Genomic DNA, 23,793 nt, shown 5'->3' on the forward strand with positions numbered 1-23,793 from the left:
CCACTATAGTGATAATTTACTTTTTTCAATAAAAATATGGACAAAAACACCCTTTTCTTATCTCAAAACGCTAAACTGACGCTTGAAAAGAGATATTTAAAAAAAAATGTCTCCGGCAAGATCATAGAATCGCCTGAAGACATGTTTCGCAGAGTGGCAAAAAATATCGCCTCGGTTGATTTAACTTATAATAAAAAGGCCGATATTGTTTCCCTGGAAGAAGAGTTTTACCACCTTATGACCTCACTGCAATTTTTGCCCAACTCACCCACATTAATGAACGCAGGCAGGCATCTGCAACAATTGCTCGCATGTTTCGTATTGCCTGTGGAAGATTCCATCGAAGGCATATTTGATACCGTAAAACAAGCCGCCTTAATCCACAAAAGCGGGGGCGGCACCGGTTTCAGTTTTTCACGCATAAGACCGAAAAATGATATTGTAAGCGCTTCATGTGGTATGGCAAGCGGCCCTGTTTCCTTTATGAAGGTTTTCAATGAAGCGACGGAGGCCATAAACCAGGGTGGTTTCAGACGAGGCGCAAACATGGCGGCGCTGAACGTAAATCATCCGGATATTTTTGATTTTATTCATGTAAAAAATGCTGAAGGTGTTTTGACAAATTTTAACATTTCTGTCGGGATTACGAATGCGTTCATGGAGGCAGTGGAAAATGACGAAACATTTCCCCTCATTAATCCGAGAACGAAATTGGTTGTCAAAACAATAAGGGCAAAAGATCTTTTTAAGGAAATCGTACAATCCGCATGGAAAAATGGCGAGCCGGGCGTTTTATTCATTGATGCCATAAACGCCGCCAATCCTACCCCATTGCTTGGGAGTATTGAGGGAACAAATCCCTGCGGAGAGCAGCCTCTGCTACCTTACGAAGCATGTGTTTTAGGATCGGTTAATGTTTCGCAAATGACTACATACAAAAATGATCATTATGAAATGAATTGGCACACATTGGAGAAAACAATCCATCTTGCCGTGCACTTTCTTGACAATGTTATTGACGCAACAAAGTATCCATTACCTCAGATTGAAGAGATAACCAAAGGCAACAGAAAAATAGGATTGGGGATAATGGGATTTGCAGACCTTCTCATAAAACTCAATATTCCTTATAATTCAGAAGAAGCCATTAGATTTACAGAGGAACTTTTACGATTCTTCTCCGGAAAAGCGAATGAAGCATCTGAAAGATTGGCGTCAGAACGCGATGTGTTTCCCAACTATGAAAAAAGTATTTATGCACGGCAAAATAGCCCCAAATATAGAAATGCTACACGAACAACAATAGCGCCTACGGGCACTATCGGCATTATTGCCAATTGTTCCAGCGGCATAGAGCCTCTGTTTGCCATTGCATATACAAGAAATGTTCTCGTTGAAGGCGGATTGCCGGAAGTTCATCCGTTTTTTGAAAACGTTGCAAAAAAAAGAGGACTGTATACTGATAAACTTTTAGCAGAGGTAAAAAGGGAGGGTTCAATACAAAATATTGCCTCTATTCCGGATGATATAAAAAGAATATTTGCAACGGCAAGAGACATTTCGCCGGAATATCACGTAAAAATTCAATCTGTCTGCCAAAAATATATCGATAACGCCGTTTCCAAAACTATTAATTTTCCAAAAGAATCAACCGCTGAGGATGTGGAAAAGGTCTTCATGCTGGCATACAGAAGCGGTTGTAAAGGAATAACCATTTACAGGGATAAGAGCAGAATGTCACAGGCGCTTTCCTTTGAATGTGCATGCACAAAAGATCTTATTGGCAAAAATACCGTTGTGTTATAGCTGAGTCCCAATATTGTTTTAATTTTTGCATATCATTCGGCTTCACAATAAAATTATCCACCCCACCCATCAAATAACTGCTACGTTCCTGAATGTTTTCCGACAGTATCGTAGTTGAAAGACGCGGGAAATCTTTTTTTACTTTTGTAATAAAATCCAATCCCCCCTCACCGGTAATTTCAGTATCTAAAAGCATAAAATCAATTTTGTTCATATTTAACACATTCCATGCGTGTTCCGTATTAGTTACATAAATGGTCTTCAAACCCTTTTGGTCTGTAATCTCATAAAACTGTTTTCTCACTGTATCTCTGAGGCTGGCAATCAGTAAATTTTGATTCGACCGTTTTACGTTTTCAATATATTGACGGAACATATTTTTATATAATATTTTTTTAAGAACAACTTCAATAACAATAGTAAGTTCTCTTTCATTAAAACCTTTTATGAGATATTCGTCCAAACGAAATGATAAAAGGTCCATCCATGTATCTATCGAGTCTATTTCCAATATTATTCCCAAATCAGCAAATTCGGTCTTTACATCTTTTAACAATTCATACTCATTCATCTTTGCAGATTCAAATTCAGTGACAAGAAGATCGCATTTGTTTTTGCGTAACATACTCATGGCATTGTGCTTTTGATTTACCGCAAAAATAATATACCCTTGCTTTAATAATATATTTTCAATTGCCCTGCATTGGGTTTCCTTGGTATAGAGCACCATTATTTTAAGGTCTTCCTTCATTTTACAACGTTTTTTTATAACCTCAATACCATTAACCTCTTCCTGCAATTTCTCCATAGAGTCCTCGTCGATAGATAAAGCACCTATATCATACTCTTCACCGGACGAAGTGGCACGTTTTAGTACCCTCCTTACCTCCACAGATATTTTCTTTTGCGGCTTTCGATACAAATTACCGGAAGCGCCGGCAGGAGATAATCTGAATTTAATGATTAAATGGTTTGACGGCAACAATGAACGATTGATAATAAACCGGATTCCGTGCTGAGAAACATCCTTAATAATAATGGGTATTTCTTCATTTGAATAATCATTCAGGCTCCTATCCAGGATCGAACACGTACCACTTATCTTCATATCAAAACGTTTCTCATTGCGTCTTTCGCCTGATTTCTGGGGTGTGTCTGGCGGGTAAACAATGACAGGGGCAATTTCTGCTGTTGCTGTTGCTGTTGCTGTTGCTGTTGCTGTTGCTGTTGCTGTTTCTGTTTCAGTTTCAGTTTCGGCAGGGATGGGTACTTTAGTTTCTGATTCCTGAATTAATTCATCGACAAAAGACCTGATATTCCTAAGTTCATCGGTCGCTAAATTACGAATCGATTCCTTCCAGTTTTCAATTTGCATGAGCAATATTCAGAAAATGTTTTTCTTGTATTACTGTTTAAAAAATTCTTTTTTTGCAAGGTTTTACCCTTTCCCCTTGAAAGAAGGGTGGTTATATTTGGTTGAGGCTTTGCTGCGCTGTGTTACTCTACCTTCGGGCGTTCAATGACAGAAAACTGCTCAACAACCCAGTTTTTGTTTTAAAATCGTTTGAACCCTCTTCCCGTCTGCTGTTCCGCCGCATTTGTTCATAATAAGCTTCATTGCAACGCCAAATTCTTTTCCGGTAAAGTTGTTTTCATCAACAACTTCATTAACAATTTTCTGCATATCTTCATCAGAAAGCTGTTTTGGAAGATATTCCTCCACGATAGCAAGCTCATTATCTATTTCTCTTGTCTTTTCCGGTAACGAAAGCCTTTCATACTCTTCCCGCGTCTTCTTTAATTTTTTCTGATACCCCTGGACTACTGCAGCATAATCTATCTGATCCCTTGGTTTGCCAGACGTCTCTGCAATTTTTATATCCGCAAGCATCATACGCAAGACTGAGGTTCTCATCTTATCTTGCGCTTTCATGGAAGATTTTAAATCTTCTTTGATCTTTTCATTTAAATCCATAGTTTATTCCCCGTTAAATGAATACCCTTCAACTTTATGCCCGCAATTGGGGCAATACGCAGGGCTGCCCTCATAATGTCTCCCGCAGTATTTACAAGGTGTCAATATTTCCACCTGCGACTGTCTGGGCCGTGTAAACAAATACAACGGTAAAAACACAATCATAAGCAAAAACGCACCTAACATCCATCCGACGGCAGAAATGGTTTTATATCCTTTACTTTTGGCATCCATGTAAACCCAAACCGCCACCGCAGCAGCAATAAGCAATCCAATAAATCTCATAATCATTACCCCTTCCCTGTAAGGGTGAAATATAGCACACAAAACTTTTGCAGTCAAATAATTATCATTGCCGCATCTTGTGCCGGCAAACGATTTATTGTAATTATATTTTTATTTTATACAAGAAAATTAACCTTGAAACTATTTTATCCTGTAGTAAAATACCTTGAAAATTTTATTAATGAGAAAACCTGCAAATATATCTATACAAAGGATGGTGTCGATGAAATACCTATATACGGCTGAAGATTGTCCAAAGTGCGAAACGTTGAAGGAAAAATACAGGGCAGATGGCATACGATTTGTTGAAAGAAACGCCGAAAGGATCAAGCAACCCGAAGATGATATTGACAGAGAAGCCTTGGTACAAGCTTCAATGCAAAATATGGAACTACCTGTTGAGGTAGATGCTTAAATTGACACCCGTGAATCTTGCACTCAATTGATTGCCCGGTATGATCCATAAAACATGGTGAGAAAGGAATAAGGCACAGACGTGTAATGCCGAAGGGATTGAATATGATTAACACCGCATGAGAACGTGGAGAGAATACCTCAAGCCACCCGCCAACCCCGGCGAGGGAGAATAGGCAGGGCGTATTCCCTATTTTTCATAACACATCATTGCGAAGAGGTATTTTACTATTTGTAACCTGAACCACACGTTTTATGCTACCTCCACCTTTATATCCCTAAGAAGGGGATAACAGCACCGTCGCTAAATAAAGTAGAGACGCAAAATCTTACGTCTATACTTTATTTCAGGAAGCAAACATCAGGATAATCGCTTCTAAAAGACAATCTTTTTGACACTTTACAAAGACACTCGTTTATCCCATCCCGCCATTCATCTTTTATTTTAGACTCCTACTTTAGCCGTTTTCCCCTTGGCGTAATACTTTAAGGACACTACGTCTTATTACGGAACAATTTATTCTTTTGAAAAACTCCTGAAAAGCTTTGTGAGGATCGGCCTATAAGGCACATAAACAATACATCGATCCTTTGGAGCTTTATCATCGTATTTGGTTTAGCTATTAACATTTCACCCCTCCAGGGTTATTTTAAAAAAACGAAAATGTTACGAAAATAAAAAATAGATAAGAACTGGGCAATATTTTGTAACGATTTATTAGATTATTATGTTATAATTCGCGCTTATTTAATAATTTGAATAAAAAAAACCTTCATTAGAATTTTGTAAAATGGTAAAAATATATATTCCGGGAGAACATTTAGTAAATAAATTATGTTATATAATACGTGTAGATGATTATTTTATTTTATTCACTTAACTCAATAAAATAGTGCTATGACCATATTAAAACAAAAACCAGAACGTTTAGAGCAAATAAACAACGAAAATAACCCGGTTGAGGAAGAAATAACAGAATGGAACCAGGAAGAAGAAAAGAGCCGCGATTATGATTCTGTAAGATTATATTTAAATGAGATGGCAAAAATACCACTGCTTACCCCTGCAGAGGAAATCTACCTTGCGAAGAAGATACGGGTTATGAGCAGACTGCTCCATCGCAAGGTACTGGGTTTTGATTATGCCCTGGAAATGTATATACGACTGCTGGAAGGAGTGGAAAGTGAATCAGAGCTTGTTCAATTTGTTGAATTATCAGCGGCAAGAGAACAAAACCGGGATGCAGTTGTTGAACAGATTCATGCGGTTACCAGCAATATCAGAAAGAGCATAGAAAGCAATTTAAAAGATTATGAAAAGATTCGCAGGGGAAATATTGCGCGGGATAAAAAGCTGAGGGTACATAAAAGTATTCTCGTAAGAAAGAGAATGGCGATTAAAGAATTAGAATCCATTAGTGTACGGTCGGAAACCATACTGCCGGTTATGCGGGAATTGCTAGAGGTTTTATCGACAATTGTGGATTATAATAGAAAACGCACTGTCCATCGTAATTTTAAAAGGGAATTATGCAAAGAACTTTCTTGTGATATCAATGAGATACAGGCATTGTTTGCAATGCCGGTAAAAGAGTTGAAAAAAATTATTTTTTCTATTACTTCCATTTACAATGAATATGTGCTGGCAAGAAAGCGGTTTTCAGAGGGAAATTTGCGGCTGGTAGTCAGTATCGCAAAAAAATATAGAAAACGTGGCATGGCCTTTCACGACCTTATCCAGGAAGGTAATACAGGGCTTATGCGCGCCGTGGACAAATATGACTACCGGATGGGTTTTAAATTCAGCACATATGCAACATGGTGGATAAAACAAGCTATTATCAGGGCAACAGAAGAAAAGGTAAGAACAATACGAATCCCTGTGCATATGATGGATGTAATTAATAAGTCTACTTACGTGGCCAAAGCCGGACAGGGTACATCTGCGGAAAAATCACAGTTAGAAGCCATTGCAAGGGACACCAATACGCCATTGCCTGAAATATATAGATTGCTTCAGATAACAACACAGCCTATATCATTAGAAACACCAATTGGCAGTGATGGTGAAACAATGTTTGAGGATTTTATTCAGGACAAAAAAATAGACGCCCCTATATTTCTTGCCCAGCGTTCTTTATTAAAAGAGCAAATACAAAAGGTGCTTGATACGTTAAGTTACCGCGAACGGGAGATTATCAAATTACGTTTTGGAATTAGTGATGGATACACACACTCATTGGAAGAAATCGGAAAGAGATTCAATATAACCCGCGAACGTATCCGGCAGATTGAGGCTATTGCCCTTCGTAAACTTCAACATCCGGTTCGCAGTAGAAAACTGGAAGGATTTCTTGAGGGTACGATGAATTAAAGGAAATTCAAATATCAGTATTGCAAAAATTTACACAGGGGATTCACGAGAAAATATGGTGAATCCCCTTTTTTTTCTCCATATTTTTATCTTATTAATGTTGTCTCTTTGGTCAGGTGGCAAAACATATAATTTCTTTAAACAAAAGAACAGGACAACAACAAAAGGGAAAGATAGCTATTGGGCGATAGCTAAACATCTCTCCCCGAAGCAACAAAATATCCCATACTGAAAAACGCTGTGGATTTAGCCCAAAAATCTATTAAATAATTATTTGTTCTTGTCAACATATCGTCATAAACAAAGCCGTTTCGCATGGCAAATAATTATACGAAAACGGCTACAACGACAGGGAATGATTGCAGGTAAAAGGAAAGGTGAGATTTTCCGGAATGTATCATTACCTCCCCATTATTGTACATGGGTTGGCAGTGGGTCATGCATTTACCTTTTTAACAGATTCACGTCATACCGCGCATGAATTTAAAAATGATTTATTAAAAAATATCCGGGAGTGTTAACCGAAACAAACTAACTGCTTCCCTGCAGGTACAGACCTGCGATTTTATACCTTATCGCGTCTTCTTCTACGTCTTTTTAAAATGTATTTTCTCCTGTTTAACCGGTGTTTTTTCTTACCCTCAAAACCGCAAGCCATACTAACTCCTTAAAAACGTTCAAAATAATTCCTAAATAAGTAAATGGAAGTAGAAATTCTACCAATAATAGGTTTAAAATTCAATAAAATATCAGACAAAACCAAAGTTATTTATATCATTAAAATAATTCTCTGGATTTTATCTTCACAAATTAGCTACGTTTTAGAAAAAATAATTGGCATCACCAGTTACGGTAGAGTAGAAATTGGTTTTGGCTTGTCCAGATTACGGGGGAGATTGCTCTACACACCACGCGACCTATTACCAATCATCTTTTTTCAAAAATTAAAGTGTTGCTGTTTTTTATAAAACCGCAACCGGCGCCGATGGTTTAAATACCACAAACATACCATTCTTTTTCTGTTGTTTATTTCTGCATTGAAATGGCTGTGATTAAAACAATAATTTCTCTTGCTTTAATGATAAAGTGTGATAGTATTATCCTTTATTATTGGTTGTACTGTACCGTACCGCTGCATATAGGGAAGTGTATAACGAGGCTACAAGGGGTTACAACCTTGTAGCTTTTTTAGTTTCTAATGTTAATTTTTTTAATTATGAAAGGGGGTGATTTTAAGAATGCCGCGTGGGACCGTTAAATGGTTTAACGACTCAAAGGGTTTTGGTTTTATTTCTCAGGATAATGGAGAAGATGTATTTGTACATCAGACTGCGATCGAATGCGAGGGTTTTAGAACTCTTGCAGAAGGAGATAAAGTAGAGTTTGAAGTCGTAAAAGACCAAAAAGGCTACAAAGCCACAAAAGTAGTCAAATTATAAATATATTTATTAAGCATACTCGTATATTTTGCCGTATATAAAATACTATTAATGTTGTATATTGAAAATATAGAGTACTATTAAAAATATTGTTATAATTAAGACGCAAAAGACCCTAATAATGGTAAAAATTTATTGGGGTCTTTTTTTATAATTATGGTGATATCAGGGACAGCTACCCTTTTTCTTTGACATTTTAAATTAAAAGGATTACTATTTTTTCATGGCGCGAATCGCACGAATCACAGCCCCGCGTTACCCTCATCATGTAACGCAAAGAGGCAACTATCAACAACCTGTTTTTGAAACAGAAAATGACTATGAGCATTATATTCGATGGCTTCATGAGTATGCCGGTGAATACTCTCTGAAGATATGGGCATATTGCCTTATGACCGACCATGTTCACCTCGTTTGTGTACCTGCCGAAAAGGATTCTCTTTCACGCGCATTAAATTTGCTTCACATGAGATATTCACAATATTTTAATCGTAAACGAAATGAGAAAGGACATCTCTGGCAAGGAAGATTTTATTCTTGCATTCTTGATCAAAGACACGCATACGCTGCTGTCCGGTATATAGAAAACAACCCTGTCCGTGCCGGCATCGTAAGAAAACCACACAGGTATAAATGGTCGAGCGCATACAGTCATGTAACCCAAAAGAGAGACGGTATTTTATCTTACGATGGCTATTTAAATGCCGAAATCGAAGATTGGTCAGAATATTTAAGAGAAAAAGATGACGAACAAATCATTAAAAATATAAAGAAATGTTCAATGACGGGACGTCCTTGCGGTGATGACCGATTTATCAAGAAATTTGAAAAACTCCTGGGGAGAAGAATAAAGGCGCTGCCACCAGGAAGACCGCGCAAAAATAAATGACGGCTGCCCCCTTCCTGTTTTAACCATGCAATATTTTAAAGCGAGCGCAACACATTTCAAGAGACTCTAATTAATGAATAAAAAAATCCGGTTGCAGACATTGACACTTTGGGATTTTCCTTCCCAGCACTATCTTCGTGAACAGGAACATGCCCAGAACTACAAGGGGGCCACTCCTTCTTATATCATCTGGAACCTTTTGCAGCGATATACACGACCAGGCGACGTTGTAATTGACCCCATGTGCGGTGCAGGCACAACTCTCGATGTTGCTAAGGATCTAAACCGTGAGGCATTAGGGTTTGATCTGAATCCAACACGCAAAGATATTAAACTGGCTGACGCACGGAAAATCCCCATAGAAAAGGCAACTGCCGATTTTGTTTTTATCGATCCTCCTTATTCGACCCACATCACTTATTCAGGAAAAGAAAACTGTATCGGAGAATTAGAAGCCACTTCCGGGGAATATTACGCAGCATTGGAACAGGTAATCCGGGAAATACACCGCATACTCAAGCCCAGCCGCTATATGGCGCTTCTGGTATCCGATTCGGCAAAAAAAGGAAAACCGTTTCTTCCGATAGGGTTCAATCTGTTCAGCATCATGAGCGATTATTTCCTGCCGGTGGATATTATTGCCGTAACACGCCACAATGCAAAACTTCTCAGGAATCACTGGCACAGCGCAGCAGTTGAAGGAAACTATTTCCTGAGAGGCTTTGGTTATCTTTTTATAATGTACAAGATGGGCAAGGGAGAGACTCCCGGGAAATGGCTCGACCGCAGAGCTTCCGAAGAAACCCAAAAACAGCTTGACTCATTTACGATCAAAAAGAAAAACCAGGCAGGTTTTTGTAACCAACCACAGTAATATTCATTAGCCAAGGGCTAAAACATCTGACCGCAAAAAAGAGAAAAAACCACAGATTTAACCGATTACACAGACTATGGATATTTTCTTGCATAATCTGTGGATACAGGCATTTCTTATAAAATGTGACTCACTTGTGAAGACGCGCTGCGTATAAGGATTTTTAAGGCAACACCCTCTTTCCCCCCTTTGCAGTATCCCAAACCGGCTTTAATACAAACGCAATAAAGAGCATTCCCAATCCTCCGGAAAACCAGTTCATCACTATATCCCTCTCATCAAAGCATCTCATCGGCAAAATTGCCTGAATAAACTCATCAACTGCGCCTACCAAACATACCAAAAGGGTTGTATACACATAGATTAATTTATTTTGAACGTCTATTCTTAACGCCCAGAACAGAACACCGCTTAAAATCCCGTAAAAGAGCAGATGGAATCTCTCCGCGCCATTTACACACATATATTTCAACAAAACAAAGCATGCCAGAAATATCACCAAAAACGCCGCATAAACAGAAATATTCCTTGTCTTTTTCCTGCAAACTAAAAAGAAAAGGAAATACGCTCCCGCAATACTTACAAATATCCCGCCCAAATAGTTTACTTTTTCTCCCATGATTCGTAATGCAAACCTCCAAATCGCAGGGGCAAACGGCAGGAAGGCATAGATGTCAATGATATATGCAACCGCAATTATCCATCGCCATTTTCGTGATACGTTTTCTGCTAATTCCGTCAGATGTTTAATAGTGTCGCTCTCAAGAATGGTGATAAGTATTAAGATAATTTAGCGCTAAGACCCTGAGCCATTTTTATTTCTACATCATGATTCACCGTCCATGCCGTGCGGTGTGTTACCGCATCTATCAAAGTGCTTGCGGAAGGGAGGCCGGTCCCGCTCTTTTTCAGCCCCCCAAACGGCAAATGTACCTCCGCACCTATTGTAGGCAAATTAACATAACCAAGTCCGTATTCACAATCCTCCCTTATCCGCCTCGCCTTTCGAAAATCTTCCGTAATTACCGCACAAGAAAGGCCGTATTCTGTATCGTTATACACATTAATAGCCTCATTAATACTTTCCACAGGGATAATCGCCACATGAGGCCCAAAGACTTCCTCATGGAGAACACGGCTCTTTGGGTTGCTTTTCATTCGGTATACAAAAGGAGACAGAAAGTACCCCTTATCATATCCCCCGCCAGTAAGCCTGAAACCTTCAAGCAGTACCGCTGCCCCCTCTTTCTTTGCCAAATCATTGTATCGCATAATCTTTTCCGTTGCCGCTTGATTTATAACTGGTCCCATAAATACCTCTTCGTCAAGAGGGTTGCCAATCTTAATCCGTTTTGCAAGTTCAACAAACCTCTTTTCAAATTCTTCAAGCACATTCACATGTACAATCAACCTGCCTGCGGAAGTACATCTCTGCCCTGAAGTTTTAAAGGCGCTGAGAATAGAGGCATTCACCGCTATCTCCATATTGGCGTCATCTAGAACTATTATCGCATTTTTCCCCCCCATCTCGCAGGCACACATTTTGTTATAGGATTCAGCGGCAATCTTCTTTATCCCTTCGCCAACTTCGCATGAACCGGTAAACAATATTACCTGCGTATCGGGATGTCTTACCAACGCATCTCCACAACCTCCATGTATTACATTAATTACTCCAGGGGGAAATCCTGCCGCACGCACATATTCAGCAATTTTGTTAGCGACGCAAGGCGTCTCCCGGGACGGTTTTAACACAACGGTATTCCCTTCCACAACAGAGGGACAAATCAGCCACAGTGGAATAGCTAAGGGAAAATTCCATGGCGTAATTGCGGCAACAACACCTTTTGGCCTCCGTCGCATGAAGGAGTCTTTTTCAACAATTTCCGAATCAATAATATAGCCATGCGGCATCCTTGTTGTGCCAAATATATATTGAACCATGTGAATGCCTTCCGTTACATCCGCACGCCCTTCCGCAATCCCTTTCCCGCATTCTTTCGATACCAACTGAGACAGGGCTTCTCTGTCTTTTTTCAGCAACTGCGCCAATTCATCCAGATATTCGCCGCGTCTTATCCGTGAAATTTTCCTCCATTTATCATAAGCAGCCTTTGCTGCCAGCACAGCATTATTGACGTCATCTGCAGAAGAAAGGGGAAAAGTCCCTAGCACCTCATCACAATGCGCCGGATTTCTGCTTTCAAACACTTCATCTGAAGCACTATCAACGAATGCGCCATTGATGTAATTTTTACCCTTCATAATGCAATTCCCTCCTCAAATAAAATAGTAAGAAACGTCCCCATTGAGCATAGCGGTAATAAGTAAATTTATTGTTATTTTCTGATTCTGCGACAACATAATCTTTTTGTCTGCATTCTGCGCCTGGCATACATTCAACTAAGAAACATATTCTATCAATAACATGCAAGATATTCCGCCGCTTTTACCATAATAATCGCAGGAATACTGCTTCCGGCATGCCGAAACCCACTATATCACATTGACAAATACGAGTCAATTTCACTTTGCCCGGCGATATATTTGATTTCAATAAAAAAGGAACCATTTCGCAAATTGAAAAAAAACGTAACACTTTGGTTCTTTGAAAAATAAATAGCGGAAAAGCTGTCGTCTGTTTGTCCTTTGTGATATAAAAGGCTTCAAAAACCGGTAAGAACTTATAAGCAACCATCGGGAGCATTCCCGATTTTTTGTAATCCGTCATTTTAGTAGGATGAAAAGAGAATATCGAACCGCAGAACAAGGAATTTCGAATTACAACCGTAGAGACGCACGGCCGTGCGTCTCTACTTCGACATTCATTATTCCTTGTTCAATATTCGATATTCATTTTTTCCCATATAGTTTATTGTTGGGTCAGCTCCGAGTGACCCATCCTGCATAAATAATAAGCTTTTTTACAAAAAATCGGGAATGCTCCCAGCAACCATAATGCACCCCCGCCGCAACAGGGTCAAGGCGTGGAATATCTTCGATGTATTGCTTATAACCGGGCCGGCAGATACCGTTATTAATCATAATGTTAGTAAATTACCACAAAACAATATCTGCATAATCGACAATCAACCACTGCCAAAACTCGCAGCGATATTACAACAGTGCGATCTCTTTCTCGGGAATGATTCCGGCATCACCCACCTTGCCGCAGCCACGGGAATCTCAACCCTTGCAATATTTGGCTCTACCGATTCTAACGTATGGGGACCAAGGGGAAAATCAGTTAAAATATGTTACCACCCAACACAATGCAGCCCATGTTCAGATGAAGCGAGAAAAGACTGTTTCCCGAAAACGTGTTTGGAATCTATTACCATAGAAAATATGCAAAAAGAAATCTCAACCTTTCTCTCAACAAAAAAATCCGGTTCTTCCCTCATATAGTTTGCAAAAGCTCGTATAATTTTTAGTGAAAAATACCTTTCGTAATGAAATCCATATACTTTTCTTTTGATTACTTTGATTTTATTATTAACCTCCCTTCAAGTTTACTGATATTAATTCTGTTGGTTATATTTAATGGTAATTGTCGTGCCTGATATACCATTGAAAATACCGGAAGCTCCCTCCTTACATGATATCTCGCTTAGGTCTCAGCTAAGATAGCCGCAATGAAGAAACAAAAGTTTTCGTAAGGTTGGGTGAAGCAAACAGAGTACCCAACAGAAGTCTGATCGAAGAGAAAAAACCTAATTATCTTGATCATATCGTTTCGTTCACGTTAAAATGTATATAGTTTCGAAAATCATGACCAAAGATAAAAAGGAAAGAGGGAAAAGTGAGGCTTAAAGAGGTAATATTTATGAACCGCCGAAATCACAGGAAATCTATAAACAAAGAAAGGCGCATGTAGAGCAACCGTTTTGATCATATAAAGTGATAATTATAGTAGAATATTTTACCTTTTATTCTTTTTTCTTGTTAAAGTGCAAATTATATCATTTCTATTTTACTATTATAACACAACACAGTCTCCTATGGAGGCGGACAAGGCTGGGGTGAACTATTAGGGTGAGTTAAACAAAAGGATCGAAATCATTATTTACCTGTGGCTATTCTCGTTAATCTTTGTCTTATTTTCAGAATTTAGGTAGCATTATAAATGATTTTTCAACGGAGGTTAACATGTTTAAAAACATTGTGTTATCTTTATGCTTTATAATGGTTAGCGGTTATGTATTTTCATACAAAGCGATAAACGCCCAGACGCCTACCCCTACTTTAGTACCTACACCTGTCTCACAAGGTAGTGTATCCGGTACAGTAACAGCCAAAAAATCCGGCAAGCCAATTAAGGGTGCAAAAGTTTCTTTGAAAAACAAGGAACTGAAATTTAAGGAAAAAACCAAAACCGATAATGACGGTAATTATCTATTTTCAGATTTAAGCGCAGGGAATTATACCCTGAAGGTAAAGAAGCAAGGCTTTAAGAAGGCAAAAGAAAAAATTGAACTTGAAGAAGAGGAAAATGAGATTGTCGATTTTCAATTGAAAAAACAAAAGAGCGATGAAGGCGATGGCGGTGATGATGATAGTGGTGGATATTATTAACTCAATAAAGACTGTTTATTGATATTTAAATACTTTAATATTCTCTCTATTCCAAGTGGTTAAATTTTGGAGGACAGATTATGAAGCGACTGTTACTATACACTGCTCTATGCTTTCTGTTTCTCACCTTTTTTTGTTTAGGAGGTGCCCTTATTAAAACGCCCCTATTGGGGCTAACACCGGCGAAAGCCGAAGAAAGCGCCAAACCATTCCGGATGACCGATACAGATCCGTGCGAGCCTACGCCTCCTGATGCTCTGGGGCCATTTTATGCGCCAAATGCACCGGAACGAACAAGCGTTGGTAAAGGGCATATCCTGAGTGGCGTTGCCAGATCAAGCACAGACTGTTCGCCTCTTATAGGAGCACGAATCGAGTTTTGGCTAGCCGGCCCAGATAGGAAATATGACGATGATCATCGTGCAACGATACTCTCCGATAAAGACGGTGCGTATAAATTTGAAAGCAACTTTCCACCACCGTATAGGGGAAGGCCTTCACACATCCATATTAAAATCACGGCTAAAGGCTATCGGACACTGGTTATCCAGTATTATCCTACTAAGGGACAGGCGGAAGGCAAATTCGACTTAGTGCTGATTCCAGAAGATTGAAATGACTGGTTTGAAGCTTTCAGAAACGCACTTGTGGTTTACGTTTCTTTTTCAAAATCAATCAATAGTTGTTTACTTTTCTATACTTTTCATCAATTCGTATGCAATATTACCACTCACAAGGCGCATAATGCTTTCTTCCGCACTACCGAAACTTAATAGATTTATGCTGCCATACCAAACAATCCTTTGATCAATGATCGCGAATTTCTGATGTATATTTGATCTTAACACCACTTTAATCCCCATGTTTTTTAAGACGTCAAAAATCCGTTCTAAAGCCATCTTGCTTTCATTTTTAAAATCTTCAGAAGGCCTTGTTACAATAGTAACCTTTACTTGCTTATTTACTGCACTGCTAAAATATTGAAGCATCGGTGAGACTCGTTTGTTGGTAACAAACGGACTGACAATCATGACTTCTCTTGATGCGCTTACTATATCATTACGGTAAACCGGAAAGAAACTATTCTTGTCAAAGATAATATCGGAAGAGTCTGCAGCAGCATTTTCTCCTTTTGTTTTATAACAAATAGCGGCATATCCGTTTAGTCTTTTGCCATACATTTTTTCGAACATTTTTACATGAACATCAACATAATCATATATTTGCACTTCATTTTTATTCTTATACAATCTATGCAGCCTGCCTGCATATTGTTGTAACGTCCCTTTCCAGGAAATCGGCATTGCCAGAAACAGGGTATCAAGAATCCTTCACCAACAAACTTACCCGTGGCAACTAAAGTTAATTGCTGATCAGGAGGCATTGCAGATATTTTATTTAACATCTCGTTGGTTCCCTTAGCTCCCATGCCGCCCATCAATGTTAACACATCCGGAATCCTTTCTCTTAACTTCTTTGCAAGCAATACAACATATGCAGTTCTTTCAGATAACACCAGGGAATTCCTGCCTTTTTCATAGCTATGTGCAACATCATCTACAATTAACTGATTACGTATTTCATCTCCTGCTATTTCTGCATAGAATTCCTGAATGGTTAATTCTTTATCATTTCTATCAACCGGCATTCTAAAACTTGTGAATCTCGGGATAACTTGATGATCGAACGGTCTTTTTTCTGCTTGATTTTTTGCGTCAACCCTGAATCTTTCTGGCCCACAATGCATAAATATTATCGGATGATGTCCATCCTGCCTTGTTGGAGTTGCAGTTAATCCATATACATATTTTGCGTTAACCTTTTTCAGTATCTGTTCAAAACTCAAGGCCGGAACATGATGGCACTCATCAACAATTACCATCCCATAATTTTTAACACATTCCTTTACCTCACCGGCATAATGCAAAGACTGTATGATTGCAACATCAATAATAGAGCTTGGGGTCTCTTTCCCCGCCCCTATTTGCCCGATCAAACCATATTTCTTTTTCCTTCCACGCTTTTTTTCATGAAGAGGCAAATCTTCGTTAATCCTTAAAAATTCAGATAATCTCTTAATCCATTGCAAAAGGAGTTGCTGCCTATGCACCAATATAAGGGTATTTACCTTTCTTCGGGCAATTATATTCGCTGCCACAACTGTTTTCCCAAAGGCGGTGGTTGCTGTTAATACACCATTATCATGATTTAACAGCTCTTGTACTACTTCTTGCTGCTCTTTTTTTAGGGTTCCGACAAACTCAACGTCGATGTTTCGACCATGATTCGTTTCATCTCTCCATTCAACATCAACCTTGAATTTACTCAAAAGGTTGTGAATCTCAACTTCACAACCTCTCGGCAAACACAAATACTGCCCTAAGTCTCCAGAACATGATATTACCCTTGGTTTATTGTAAGTAGGCATTCGCATTGCTTGCGCTTTATAAAAATCAGGATTTTTGAAAGCGGCTAATCGTTTCAAAGCATTTAAAGCCCTTTGATAAAATCCATCTTTAGGCAGATACAACATACCTGCTTTTACAATTCCGACTCTTTTTGGAAAATCGTACTTCGTCAATTTAACCCTGCTTGTTTTCCAGGGATTTTGAACTTCATCACCATACTCCAGTAATTCACCGAGTTCATTGCCCGGACATAAACGGTTTATTAAAATCCCTACATTATCTTCAGAAAATTTGTTTATTTTACTTAAATATTCCCACTGGTCAGCATAAGGTTCGAAGTTTTCATCAATGAAAAGGCTGTTGCCATTCTTCCTTGCATCCATCTGCAACGGCAGTGCAATCAGATTTCCAAAACCACCCTTAGGCATTGTATTCTGGTTAGGAAAAAATCTGTCGTATGACTTAAACTTGATCTCATGCCTTTTGCTCATGGCATAAGTAAGTAATGCGGTTCCAAATTTTCTGGCCAAAGCTGATGGTACTTTATCTTCAAAGAAAAACCAGATATGGGCCCCGTTACCAGACCTTGAACGTTCAACCGCATACGGAATCTCAAATTCGTTGCACACCGCTCTCAACAGAGAAACATCTTTTTGCCAGCCTGCATCATCAAAATCAATCGCCAGAAAATAACACATTTCATCCAAACACATAGGGTATATACCAACCACCATATTCCCTCTCAGATGGTTTTCTACAACCTTTTCATCAAATTTCGCATATAACTTCTGAGAACACGCAGAACACTTTATTTTTGGTTTATGACATACACCCGGATTCCATTCATTCAGGCAAACGGGCGCATAACCTGACTTTGCCGCTTTATTCTCCCACCGTTTGGCGTATACGTCATCTCTACCCCTAAAGAGAGACATAAATAATTCGATTTTAGCCTTATTTTCAGAATAGTTATTGAGCTTGTTGTTTAATTCCTTAGTATTATTATGTTTATCTGAGATTTGAATTTGAGCAATTCCTGTGTTAATTTCATTGATAACAGTCTCCTCTGGTTCGGAAATACCAAGTTGCGCCTTTAATCTTTTTATCTCAGTTTTTAATCCGATATTTTCAGCAAGCAGAGTTTGGTATTTTGTATATAATTCCTCATAATTCATGATTATTTCTAGTGGAGTACACCCATATATTAAATATTCGGAGGTGCTATAAGTTTTCAGCAAGTATCTTCTCAATCTGTTTTTTGATATTTCGTGCTTCGGCAGCAAGATGATAAAGATGTTTACGTTGGAATCTCTCAATGGCTTCAGCAATCCTTTCCAGGCATTCCATGGCGAACAGATAAACACCTTTTCTCGGCGCTTCGTGTCCGATGTCTTCAGCCTGGACGCCACATGAGGATATTCGCACCTGTGCCTTGAGGGCAAGAATTACTAAATAGTGATCCAGAGGCGAACGCATCTCAGTAACCCCGCTTTTGCTTTCTTTGACCCGATGAAGATCGTCCTGCTTCAGACATTCAAAAAGATTATGCACAAAAGGCTTAAACAGACGGTAAACCGGATCATCTTCAAAATCCTGACGGTATAATCCCGAATCATCAAAGGATGATTCTTGTATAATTTTATTCCAATTGCAAAGTTCCGGCAGGGAACTTGCCCATGGTTCTTGCGGCTCTTCTTCCACATCCTCATAACGGAGGTCTATAGCCTTGAGCTACCATTTTTATTTTTACTGCACGTGGTAAGCTGTCGAAGATACATACATTCAAAAAGGCGGTAAAAATTTTCTTTTTCTAAATCAAACGTTTTTTTCTGAAAAAATATCACACAAAATTCGTATATACTGTAAGAGTTCACAAATAGGGATTTCTATGGTTAGATTTAACCTCTGTTATCATAAATAGTTATAGCATTTCAGGATTCACATTTTGTGAACTCGTTGAGTATAACAAAAAAAGCCTGATACGTTTGTTATGAATAAACATATCAGGCTTTTCGGTTTTAAATTATGAGTAATTAATCCTGCTTTATCTTCAAAATATCCCTTCCAATCATATTATAGTCTGGAAATTCTACTACTACGGGAAATATGCGGGTGTTTTCTCCCCATTCAGAACCATCAAACGTTTCAAACTTAAGATAATAAAAGCCGGAACCCTGATTATTGAACTCTGTTATTTCCACTGCCGCACCGCCGGGAGGAACAATTTGCGCGTTCGTCTTTGTAGAAAAATGCTCTTCTTCTAAAAAATCAACCGCGTTTCCATTGAAACTGACGAAAACGACGGCATTTGCGTGTTCAAGAGACGGTACCTTGGAACCCTCGGCCTTGACAGTCAATTGATTTGCAAAAATGCCACTTGGCTCCGCAGATACTTTACTGCTATACAGTGTAAAGATCGTTAAAAACAGACCGACTATCAAACTAAAAAATATTTTTTTCAACATGGCAAACTCCTTTCAAAAAAAATTAAAATACAGACGCTACAAAACCATTAACACAAGCTATTTGATTCCTGATCTTCCCTCCTTTCTTCAGATAAATAAATATCCGGCAAAATTCAGTTTTTCATTTCCAAGATAATCCTGCCGAAAAGACCTGAATCCGGGCAGTCAACCTCTATCGGAAATACTATACAGTCAATTCCGTCTAACATCTCAGAGGCTTCAAGTGTAAGCTGATAATATCCTCTGCCTACATTTTTAAAATCAGTCATTTCTACGATAACGCCATCCGGGTATGAAATCTGCGCGTTCGTATCAGTGGCAAAGTGATCATCCGGCAGAAAATCAAGCGGCGTACCGTTATAGCCCACGGAAATAAGTACTACGATATGATCTGAAGAAATCATTGCCTTGGCGGCAAGTTGAAACTCTTTGGAATCTCCTTCGTCTATTTTACCCTTTATATCATCCGCGTTATCCGGCGTTGTGGTTAAATCATCGCCTTCAACTGTGTGAGTAAAATATCCTTCATCATCGCCTTTGTTATCACCTTCGTTGTAGTCTTGGTAGCCTTCATCGGTTTCATGGTTTTCATGCCCTTCACATTTCTCAGAATCTTGAGAGTCTTCATCTATCATGTGAGCAAAATATTCTTCATCATTACTGGATTCGTCTTTACCTGAATGGTTTCCATTATACTCATTGTAGTAGTTGCCTTCTTCATGCTCTTCGTATTCACTTTCTTTGTCTCCATAATCGTCCGTATACTCCATTTTATCGTAGTAATCCTTTTTGTGTTTCCCGGCCTCGGCGCTATATCCTGCAAAAGCCATAATACCCAAACCAATCATTGCTGCGCATAAATACCTTTTCATGACTATTTCCTCCTTTTAAAAAGTTGTTGAAAATTATCACATTCTGAAACAGACTATATCAGTTTTCTTAACCTTGCGTTACGACGCATGTCACACAAATGAAAATAATTTTTCCTCTCTTGATAATCCTGCAAAAACGTATTCAGCAGAGGACTATATCATTATTTTCAAGCTCCGGATATGATATCAGTCACATATTGAAAAATATTTTCTTATTGTAGTGATGAGTATTTATATAATTTGTTGACGAAACATTAAGGAGAGATTTTTTTCTAATTAGAGAGGATTCTGGGGTAAATTAAGGACTATTTTTGCTTTAGAGGGTCAGTCAGAAATTCTCTTGCTTTTAGGATGATGGGGGAAAATGCGGAGTAATAAAATCAAATGTTTATCTGATCAATCTGGGGACGCCATACTTAATTTTCAGATTATTATGGGGATAAAGGGAAATAATTAAATATGGCGTCCCTGGATTTGCTGTGTTGACGCCGCCACCTTACGTTTGACCGCTAAATATTCCATAAAATCCTTCACCTCCACAGACGACAGGGACTGAATATCCTTATTACGGGTAAATCCCTGAAATTTCTTAATCCAATGTGTATAAGCCCATAAGGTTTTAGGAGAATAGTGTTTAATCTTTATTAAGGCACTTAACCCATGTATTGCCTCCGTTGGCACTTTCAAAAGCAATCGCCTTTTTTGAATCAACAGAAACAGGAGTTACGATAAAATGATTGTTGGGGACGAATTGAGTGCTTTGTTTTTGCAGACTAACCGGTTGATCTTTCCACTGCAATTCTTTATGAAAATCTGGATAGCTTTTCTTACCATCATGAATGAAATCATGAGAATCGGGCTGTCTTATGGAATCGTGGCGAGAAAACGTTGGGCGGTTTGTTTTTGTTTACGCGAAGGCTGCGACTTTTCCTGCGCATTTTCACTAACTAAAAGATTGTCTTCAGAATCGGACCGGACTATGGAGTAGTAAAGAGATATGGCAAGGGCTGCCTGTTTCTGTTGTTGAGAAGACTGATGTTTTTCCTGTAATTTTTTTATAACCTGCGAAACACTCTCCTTTTTAGATTCAGAAAAATTCATATTCTTTACAGAAGTCAAGGTAATAACGAAGCCATTTTCTAAAGTTATGATGCTCGTTCAGAGAGTTTAACCACAAAGGACGCAAAGTAGGGACATGCCATGGTGTATCTTTACTTACAGATTTTACAGACAAAATAAATTGTAAATTGTAAATTGTAAATCGTAATTGGAAATTCCCTTATGGATGAGAATAGAATCAAACTTAATCGCAATATTTTGTGGAATATGCAAAAGAAACCTCTTGCGGAATATCAACAAAAATGTTACTTTTTTCGACTTGTTGCAAATAATACACAAAAATAATGAATTATCTATAAAAACTATCTGTTTTTCGAAGAAAAATCACTAGATAGAAAGCTATGGCGAAATTAATTTGGTATTATCTATAAACTTATCAATTACTGGTTAGACATAACATGACTATGCCATCCGAACCATTCGACGCAACAACACACTTTGACGAAAGTCTTGCGGCGAAGTACGACCGTAGGATTCGCCTGTTTTGTCCAAGCTACGACGCCTTGCACCAAATGATCGTGCCGTGGCTTCAAGGACTGCCGGAGAATTCAAGTTTTCTTTCGGCCGGGGCCGGCACTGGCGCGGAAATAGTTACTCTCGGCAAATCCTTTCCGTCTTGGCGCTTTGTCGCTGTAGATGTCTCACCCGACATGCTTAACGCTTGTCAGGCCAGATCGACGAAAGCCGGGATGGCGAGCCGGGTCACCTTCTTTAACGGTCGGTTGCAGGAATATCAGTCGTCCGCTCCGTTTGATGCAGCGTCCTCTGTCTTCGTGGCGCACTTCATCAAGAGTCGAGAAGAAAAGCTCGCCTATTTCCGTTCCATCGCAGCAAACCTAAAACCTGGCGGCTTGCTTATCCTCGCTGATCTCTTCGGGGATAGAGACTCTCCTGAGTTTGCGAGGTTGTTGAACGCTTGGCTGCTGTCCTACGCATCCCACGGTGTTTCCGCCGATGAATTGGTTCAAGACCGTGCCCACGTTGAAAGAGATGTAGCCTTCATTCCAGAAAGTGAGTTGGTTGCTCTGTTACGCGAAGCAGGGTTTGCTACTCCATTGCGGTTCTATCAAACCTATTTGTTCGGCGGCTGGGTGGCTACCCGCGATGTCTAACCTCTCATTCCACCGGACCTGCGCGAAAAGCCGCGCAGGCCGGTGAATTCAAACGTTGGGCTTCTTTATCAAATAAATCCATATGGAAAAATTCTGTATTTTTTGTGGGAAAACTCCTCGTTCGAAGAACATGGAGCATGTTATTCCCCAGTGGCTCATAAAGTTAACTGGTGATTCTGCAAGAAAAATTAGCTTAGGGATAGATTTTAACAACCCAGACTCCCCCCTAAGGAGTTACGCGTTTAATCAATTTAAATTTCCCTCATGCCAATTATGTAATTCAAAATTTGGTGAACTTGAATCAAAAGCAAAGCCAATTATAGAAAACATTCTGAACGACAACCCATTATCAGCTTCAGACTTTAACACTTTTTTTGATTGGCTTGACAAAGTAAGAATTGGATTATGGTTAGCTTTTTTTTACTTGGACAACAATGCAGCTGACATAGAGCCAAACTATCATATTACTTTCAGAGTGGGTATTTATGATAGAATGTCTGCTATTTATAAAGCAAATGATGATATGGAAAGAATTTCATTTATTGCATCTAACACTCCTGCATTCCAATATTATCCCTCTTGTTTTACACTAGTAATTAATAAATATTATTTTTTTAATTTATCTAGTCATTTTTTATTTTCCCGAAGAGTTGGATTTCCATATCCAAAGACACAACTATATGACCCTACAATAAAAAAAGTTGCTGTTGATTTAGATCATTCAAGGAATAGGGTAATGTACCCTTTAATCAGGAAGTCAATATGGGATCCATGTAAACAAATTTACCAACCAATGTTTAGTAGTCCAGAGTTTTCTGATGAATTAAAAAATGAATATTATGACAACGAATATATTAGGAGTAACAGTTTGGATTGGCATAATGGGGTTGGCTGTATTTACCTGCAGCATAATGGGAAAATAATAAACTATTCACAGAGCCATAATAAATCATGGATTCCTAAGAAGGGATTAGATAGAGATATTATCGAGGAAGAAATTGTTAATCAAACTTTGGATTTTCAAATATATATGATGGGCATTACCCTAATAACGGACTCACTTACAGAGGAACACAAAAAGTATATTGAAATGCAGCTAACATTTGCAAAACGTTTTAATAAAGCATTAGTAAAAGAATATAATAAAACAATAGCCCAACAATTGCATTGAGACGGATTGCCAGCA

At 38.7% G+C, this 23,793-nt stretch carries 21 protein-coding genes and 1 pseudogene; 11 read left to right on the forward strand and 11 right to left on the reverse strand.

Annotated features, from left to right (window positions below; all coding sequences use genetic code 11):
- The first annotated feature begins 36 nt into the window (after window positions 1-36).
- Window positions 37-1,806 (forward strand): adenosylcobalamin-dependent ribonucleoside-diphosphate reductase, encoded by a 1,770-nt coding sequence (locus ABJL82_RS07665; RefSeq protein ID WP_347274142.1) that lies wholly within the window; start codon window positions 37-39, stop codon window positions 1,804-1,806.
- Here ABJL82_RS07665 and ABJL82_RS07670 read toward each other — a convergent pair.
- From ABJL82_RS07670 to ABJL82_RS07680, 3 genes are all read right to left on the reverse strand, one after another.
- Complete coding sequence (locus ABJL82_RS07670; protein WP_347274143.1) at window positions 1,778-3,181, reverse strand: response regulator; 1,404 nt, start codon at window positions 3,179-3,181, stop codon at window positions 1,778-1,780. The genes ABJL82_RS07665 and ABJL82_RS07670 overlap by 29 nt on opposite strands.
- 159 nt (window positions 3,182-3,340) lie before the next feature.
- Complete coding sequence (locus ABJL82_RS07675; protein WP_347274144.1) at window positions 3,341-3,781, reverse strand: GatB/YqeY domain-containing protein; 441 nt, start codon at window positions 3,779-3,781, stop codon at window positions 3,341-3,343.
- 3 nt (window positions 3,782-3,784) lie between these two features.
- Window positions 3,785-4,066, reverse strand: a complete 282-nt coding sequence (locus ABJL82_RS07680) for a hypothetical protein (RefSeq protein ID WP_347274145.1) — start codon at window positions 4,064-4,066, stop codon at window positions 3,785-3,787.
- 223 nt (window positions 4,067-4,289) lie between these two features.
- On the opposite strand from ABJL82_RS07680, the gene ABJL82_RS07685 reads away from it, so the two are divergent.
- The 5 genes from ABJL82_RS07685 to ABJL82_RS07705 all read left to right on the forward strand — a co-directional run bounded on the left by ABJL82_RS07685 (window position 4,290) and on the right by ABJL82_RS07705 (window position 10,056).
- Window positions 4,290-4,481: a hypothetical protein gene (locus tag ABJL82_RS07685; RefSeq protein ID WP_347274146.1), complete on the forward strand. Its 192-nt coding sequence runs from the start codon at window positions 4,290-4,292 to the stop codon at window positions 4,479-4,481.
- Between the two features lie 897 nt (window positions 4,482-5,378).
- Window positions 5,379-6,854 (forward strand): sigma-70 family RNA polymerase sigma factor, encoded by a 1,476-nt coding sequence (locus ABJL82_RS07690; protein WP_347274147.1) that lies wholly within the window; start codon window positions 5,379-5,381, stop codon window positions 6,852-6,854.
- Window positions 6,855-8,092: 1,238 nt separating this feature from the next.
- On the forward strand, window positions 8,093-8,293 hold the full coding sequence (locus ABJL82_RS07695; RefSeq protein WP_347274148.1) for a cold-shock protein: 201 nt from the start codon (window positions 8,093-8,095) through the stop codon (window positions 8,291-8,293).
- Window positions 8,294-8,516: 223 nt separating this feature from the next.
- The gene (locus ABJL82_RS07700; protein ID WP_347274149.1) at window positions 8,517-9,182 is read left to right on the forward strand and encodes a transposase; all 666 of its coding nucleotides are present in this window, start codon (window positions 8,517-8,519) and stop codon (window positions 9,180-9,182) included.
- Between the two features lie 73 nt (window positions 9,183-9,255).
- Complete coding sequence (locus ABJL82_RS07705; protein ID WP_347274150.1) at window positions 9,256-10,056, forward strand: DNA methyltransferase; 801 nt, start codon at window positions 9,256-9,258, stop codon at window positions 10,054-10,056.
- Between the two features lie 163 nt (window positions 10,057-10,219).
- On the opposite strand, the gene ABJL82_RS07710 is transcribed toward ABJL82_RS07705, so the two are convergent.
- Entirely contained in the window at window positions 10,220-10,675 is a 456-nt protein-coding gene (locus ABJL82_RS07710) for a VanZ family protein (RefSeq protein ID WP_347274151.1), read from the reverse strand.
- A gap of 161 nt (window positions 10,676-10,836) precedes the next feature.
- Window positions 10,837-12,321, reverse strand: a complete 1,485-nt coding sequence (locus ABJL82_RS07715) for an aldehyde dehydrogenase family protein (RefSeq protein WP_347274152.1) — start codon at window positions 12,319-12,321, stop codon at window positions 10,837-10,839.
- Between the two features lie 675 nt (window positions 12,322-12,996).
- Between ABJL82_RS07715 and ABJL82_RS07720 the strand changes: the two genes are divergently transcribed.
- The 3 genes from ABJL82_RS07720 (at window position 12,997) to ABJL82_RS07730 (ending at window position 15,245) form a co-directional block, all read left to right on the forward strand.
- The gene (locus tag ABJL82_RS07720; RefSeq protein ID WP_347274153.1) at window positions 12,997-13,464 is read left to right on the forward strand and encodes a glycosyltransferase family 9 protein; all 468 of its coding nucleotides are present in this window, start codon (window positions 12,997-12,999) and stop codon (window positions 13,462-13,464) included.
- Between the two features lie 741 nt (window positions 13,465-14,205).
- Window positions 14,206-14,631, forward strand: a complete 426-nt coding sequence (locus ABJL82_RS07725) for a carboxypeptidase-like regulatory domain-containing protein (protein ID WP_347274154.1) — start codon at window positions 14,206-14,208, stop codon at window positions 14,629-14,631.
- An 80-nt stretch (window positions 14,632-14,711) separates the two neighbouring features.
- Window positions 14,712-15,245 (forward strand): intradiol ring-cleavage dioxygenase, encoded by a 534-nt coding sequence (locus ABJL82_RS07730; protein ID WP_347274155.1) that lies wholly within the window; start codon window positions 14,712-14,714, stop codon window positions 15,243-15,245.
- A gap of 72 nt (window positions 15,246-15,317) precedes the next feature.
- On the opposite strand, the pseudogene ABJL82_RS07735 reads toward ABJL82_RS07730, so the two are convergent.
- The 6 genes and pseudogenes from ABJL82_RS07735 to ABJL82_RS07760 form a co-directional block, all read right to left on the reverse strand.
- Window positions 15,318-18,214: pseudogene (locus ABJL82_RS07735) on the reverse strand (DEAD/DEAH box helicase family protein).
- A gap of 46 nt (window positions 18,215-18,260) precedes the next feature.
- Entirely contained in the window at window positions 18,261-18,740 is a 480-nt protein-coding gene (locus tag ABJL82_RS07740; RefSeq protein WP_347274156.1) for a hypothetical protein, read from the reverse strand.
- Between the two features lie 332 nt (window positions 18,741-19,072).
- Entirely contained in the window at window positions 19,073-19,504 is a 432-nt protein-coding gene (locus tag ABJL82_RS07745; protein WP_347274157.1) for a hypothetical protein, read from the reverse strand.
- A gap of 113 nt (window positions 19,505-19,617) precedes the next feature.
- On the reverse strand, window positions 19,618-20,376 hold the full coding sequence (locus ABJL82_RS07750; RefSeq protein ID WP_347274158.1) for a hypothetical protein: 759 nt from the start codon (window positions 20,374-20,376) through the stop codon (window positions 19,618-19,620).
- 453 nt (window positions 20,377-20,829) lie between these two features.
- Window positions 20,830-21,057, reverse strand: a complete 228-nt coding sequence (locus ABJL82_RS07755) for a phage integrase N-terminal SAM-like domain-containing protein (protein WP_347274186.1) — start codon at window positions 21,055-21,057, stop codon at window positions 20,830-20,832.
- Between the two features lie 183 nt (window positions 21,058-21,240).
- On the reverse strand, window positions 21,241-21,477 hold the full coding sequence (locus ABJL82_RS07760) for a hypothetical protein (RefSeq protein WP_347274159.1): 237 nt from the start codon (window positions 21,475-21,477) through the stop codon (window positions 21,241-21,243).
- A 416-nt stretch (window positions 21,478-21,893) separates the two neighbouring features.
- Here ABJL82_RS07760 and ABJL82_RS07765 point away from each other — a divergent pair, with 416 nt between their 5' ends.
- Window positions 21,894-22,607, forward strand: coding sequence for a methyltransferase domain-containing protein (locus tag ABJL82_RS07765; protein WP_347274160.1), 714 nt, complete (start codon window positions 21,894-21,896; stop codon window positions 22,605-22,607).
- 82 nt (window positions 22,608-22,689) lie between these two features.
- Entirely contained in the window at window positions 22,690-23,778 is a 1,089-nt protein-coding gene (locus ABJL82_RS07770) for a hypothetical protein (RefSeq protein WP_347274161.1), read from the forward strand.
- Window positions 23,779-23,793 lie beyond the last annotated feature (15 nt).

Source organism: Candidatus Kuenenia sp., assembly GCF_039794105.1.
Classification (GTDB): Bacteria; Planctomycetota; Brocadiia; order Brocadiales; family Brocadiaceae; genus Kuenenia.

Excerpts from the sequence above, each read along its gene's own strand:
- ABJL82_RS07760 (WP_347274159.1), bottom strand. The coding sequence starts at position 21,477 with ATGAATTTTTCTGAATCTAAAAAGGAGAGTGTTTCGCAGGTTATAAAA.
- ABJL82_RS07745 (WP_347274157.1), bottom strand. The coding sequence starts at position 19,504 with ATGTTGAAAAAAATATTTTTTAGTTTGATAGTCGGTCTGTTTTTAACG.
- ABJL82_RS07665 (WP_347274142.1), top strand. The coding sequence starts at position 37 with ATGGACAAAAACACCCTTTTCTTATCTCAAAACGCTAAACTGACGCTT.
- ABJL82_RS07695 (WP_347274148.1), top strand. The coding sequence starts at position 8,093 with ATGCCGCGTGGGACCGTTAAATGGTTTAACGACTCAAAGGGTTTTGGT.
- ABJL82_RS07700 (WP_347274149.1), top strand. The coding sequence starts at position 8,517 with ATGGCGCGAATCGCACGAATCACAGCCCCGCGTTACCCTCATCATGTA.
- ABJL82_RS07680 (WP_347274145.1), bottom strand. The coding sequence starts at position 4,066 with ATGAGATTTATTGGATTGCTTATTGCTGCTGCGGTGGCGGTTTGGGTT.
- ABJL82_RS07675 (WP_347274144.1), bottom strand. The coding sequence starts at position 3,781 with ATGGATTTAAATGAAAAGATCAAAGAAGATTTAAAATCTTCCATGAAA.
- ABJL82_RS07725 (WP_347274154.1), top strand. The coding sequence starts at position 14,206 with ATGTTTAAAAACATTGTGTTATCTTTATGCTTTATAATGGTTAGCGGT.
- ABJL82_RS07750 (WP_347274158.1), bottom strand. The coding sequence starts at position 20,376 with ATGAAAAGGTATTTATGCGCAGCAATGATTGGTTTGGGTATTATGGCT.
- ABJL82_RS07685 (WP_347274146.1), top strand. The coding sequence starts at position 4,290 with ATGAAATACCTATATACGGCTGAAGATTGTCCAAAGTGCGAAACGTTG.
- ABJL82_RS07710 (WP_347274151.1), bottom strand. The coding sequence starts at position 10,675 with ATGGGAGAAAAAGTAAACTATTTGGGCGGGATATTTGTAAGTATTGCG.
- ABJL82_RS07690 (WP_347274147.1), top strand. The coding sequence starts at position 5,379 with ATGACCATATTAAAACAAAAACCAGAACGTTTAGAGCAAATAAACAAC.
- ABJL82_RS07730 (WP_347274155.1), top strand. The coding sequence starts at position 14,712 with ATGAAGCGACTGTTACTATACACTGCTCTATGCTTTCTGTTTCTCACC.
- ABJL82_RS07770 (WP_347274161.1), top strand. The coding sequence starts at position 22,690 with ATGGAAAAATTCTGTATTTTTTGTGGGAAAACTCCTCGTTCGAAGAAC.
- ABJL82_RS07720 (WP_347274153.1), top strand. The coding sequence starts at position 12,997 with ATGCTCCCAGCAACCATAATGCACCCCCGCCGCAACAGGGTCAAGGCG.
- ABJL82_RS07705 (WP_347274150.1), top strand. The coding sequence starts at position 9,256 with ATGAATAAAAAAATCCGGTTGCAGACATTGACACTTTGGGATTTTCCT.
- ABJL82_RS07715 (WP_347274152.1), bottom strand. The coding sequence starts at position 12,321 with ATGAAGGGTAAAAATTACATCAATGGCGCATTCGTTGATAGTGCTTCA.
- ABJL82_RS07765 (WP_347274160.1), top strand. The coding sequence starts at position 21,894 with ATGACTATGCCATCCGAACCATTCGACGCAACAACACACTTTGACGAA.
- ABJL82_RS07670 (WP_347274143.1), bottom strand. The coding sequence starts at position 3,181 with ATGCAAATTGAAAACTGGAAGGAATCGATTCGTAATTTAGCGACCGAT.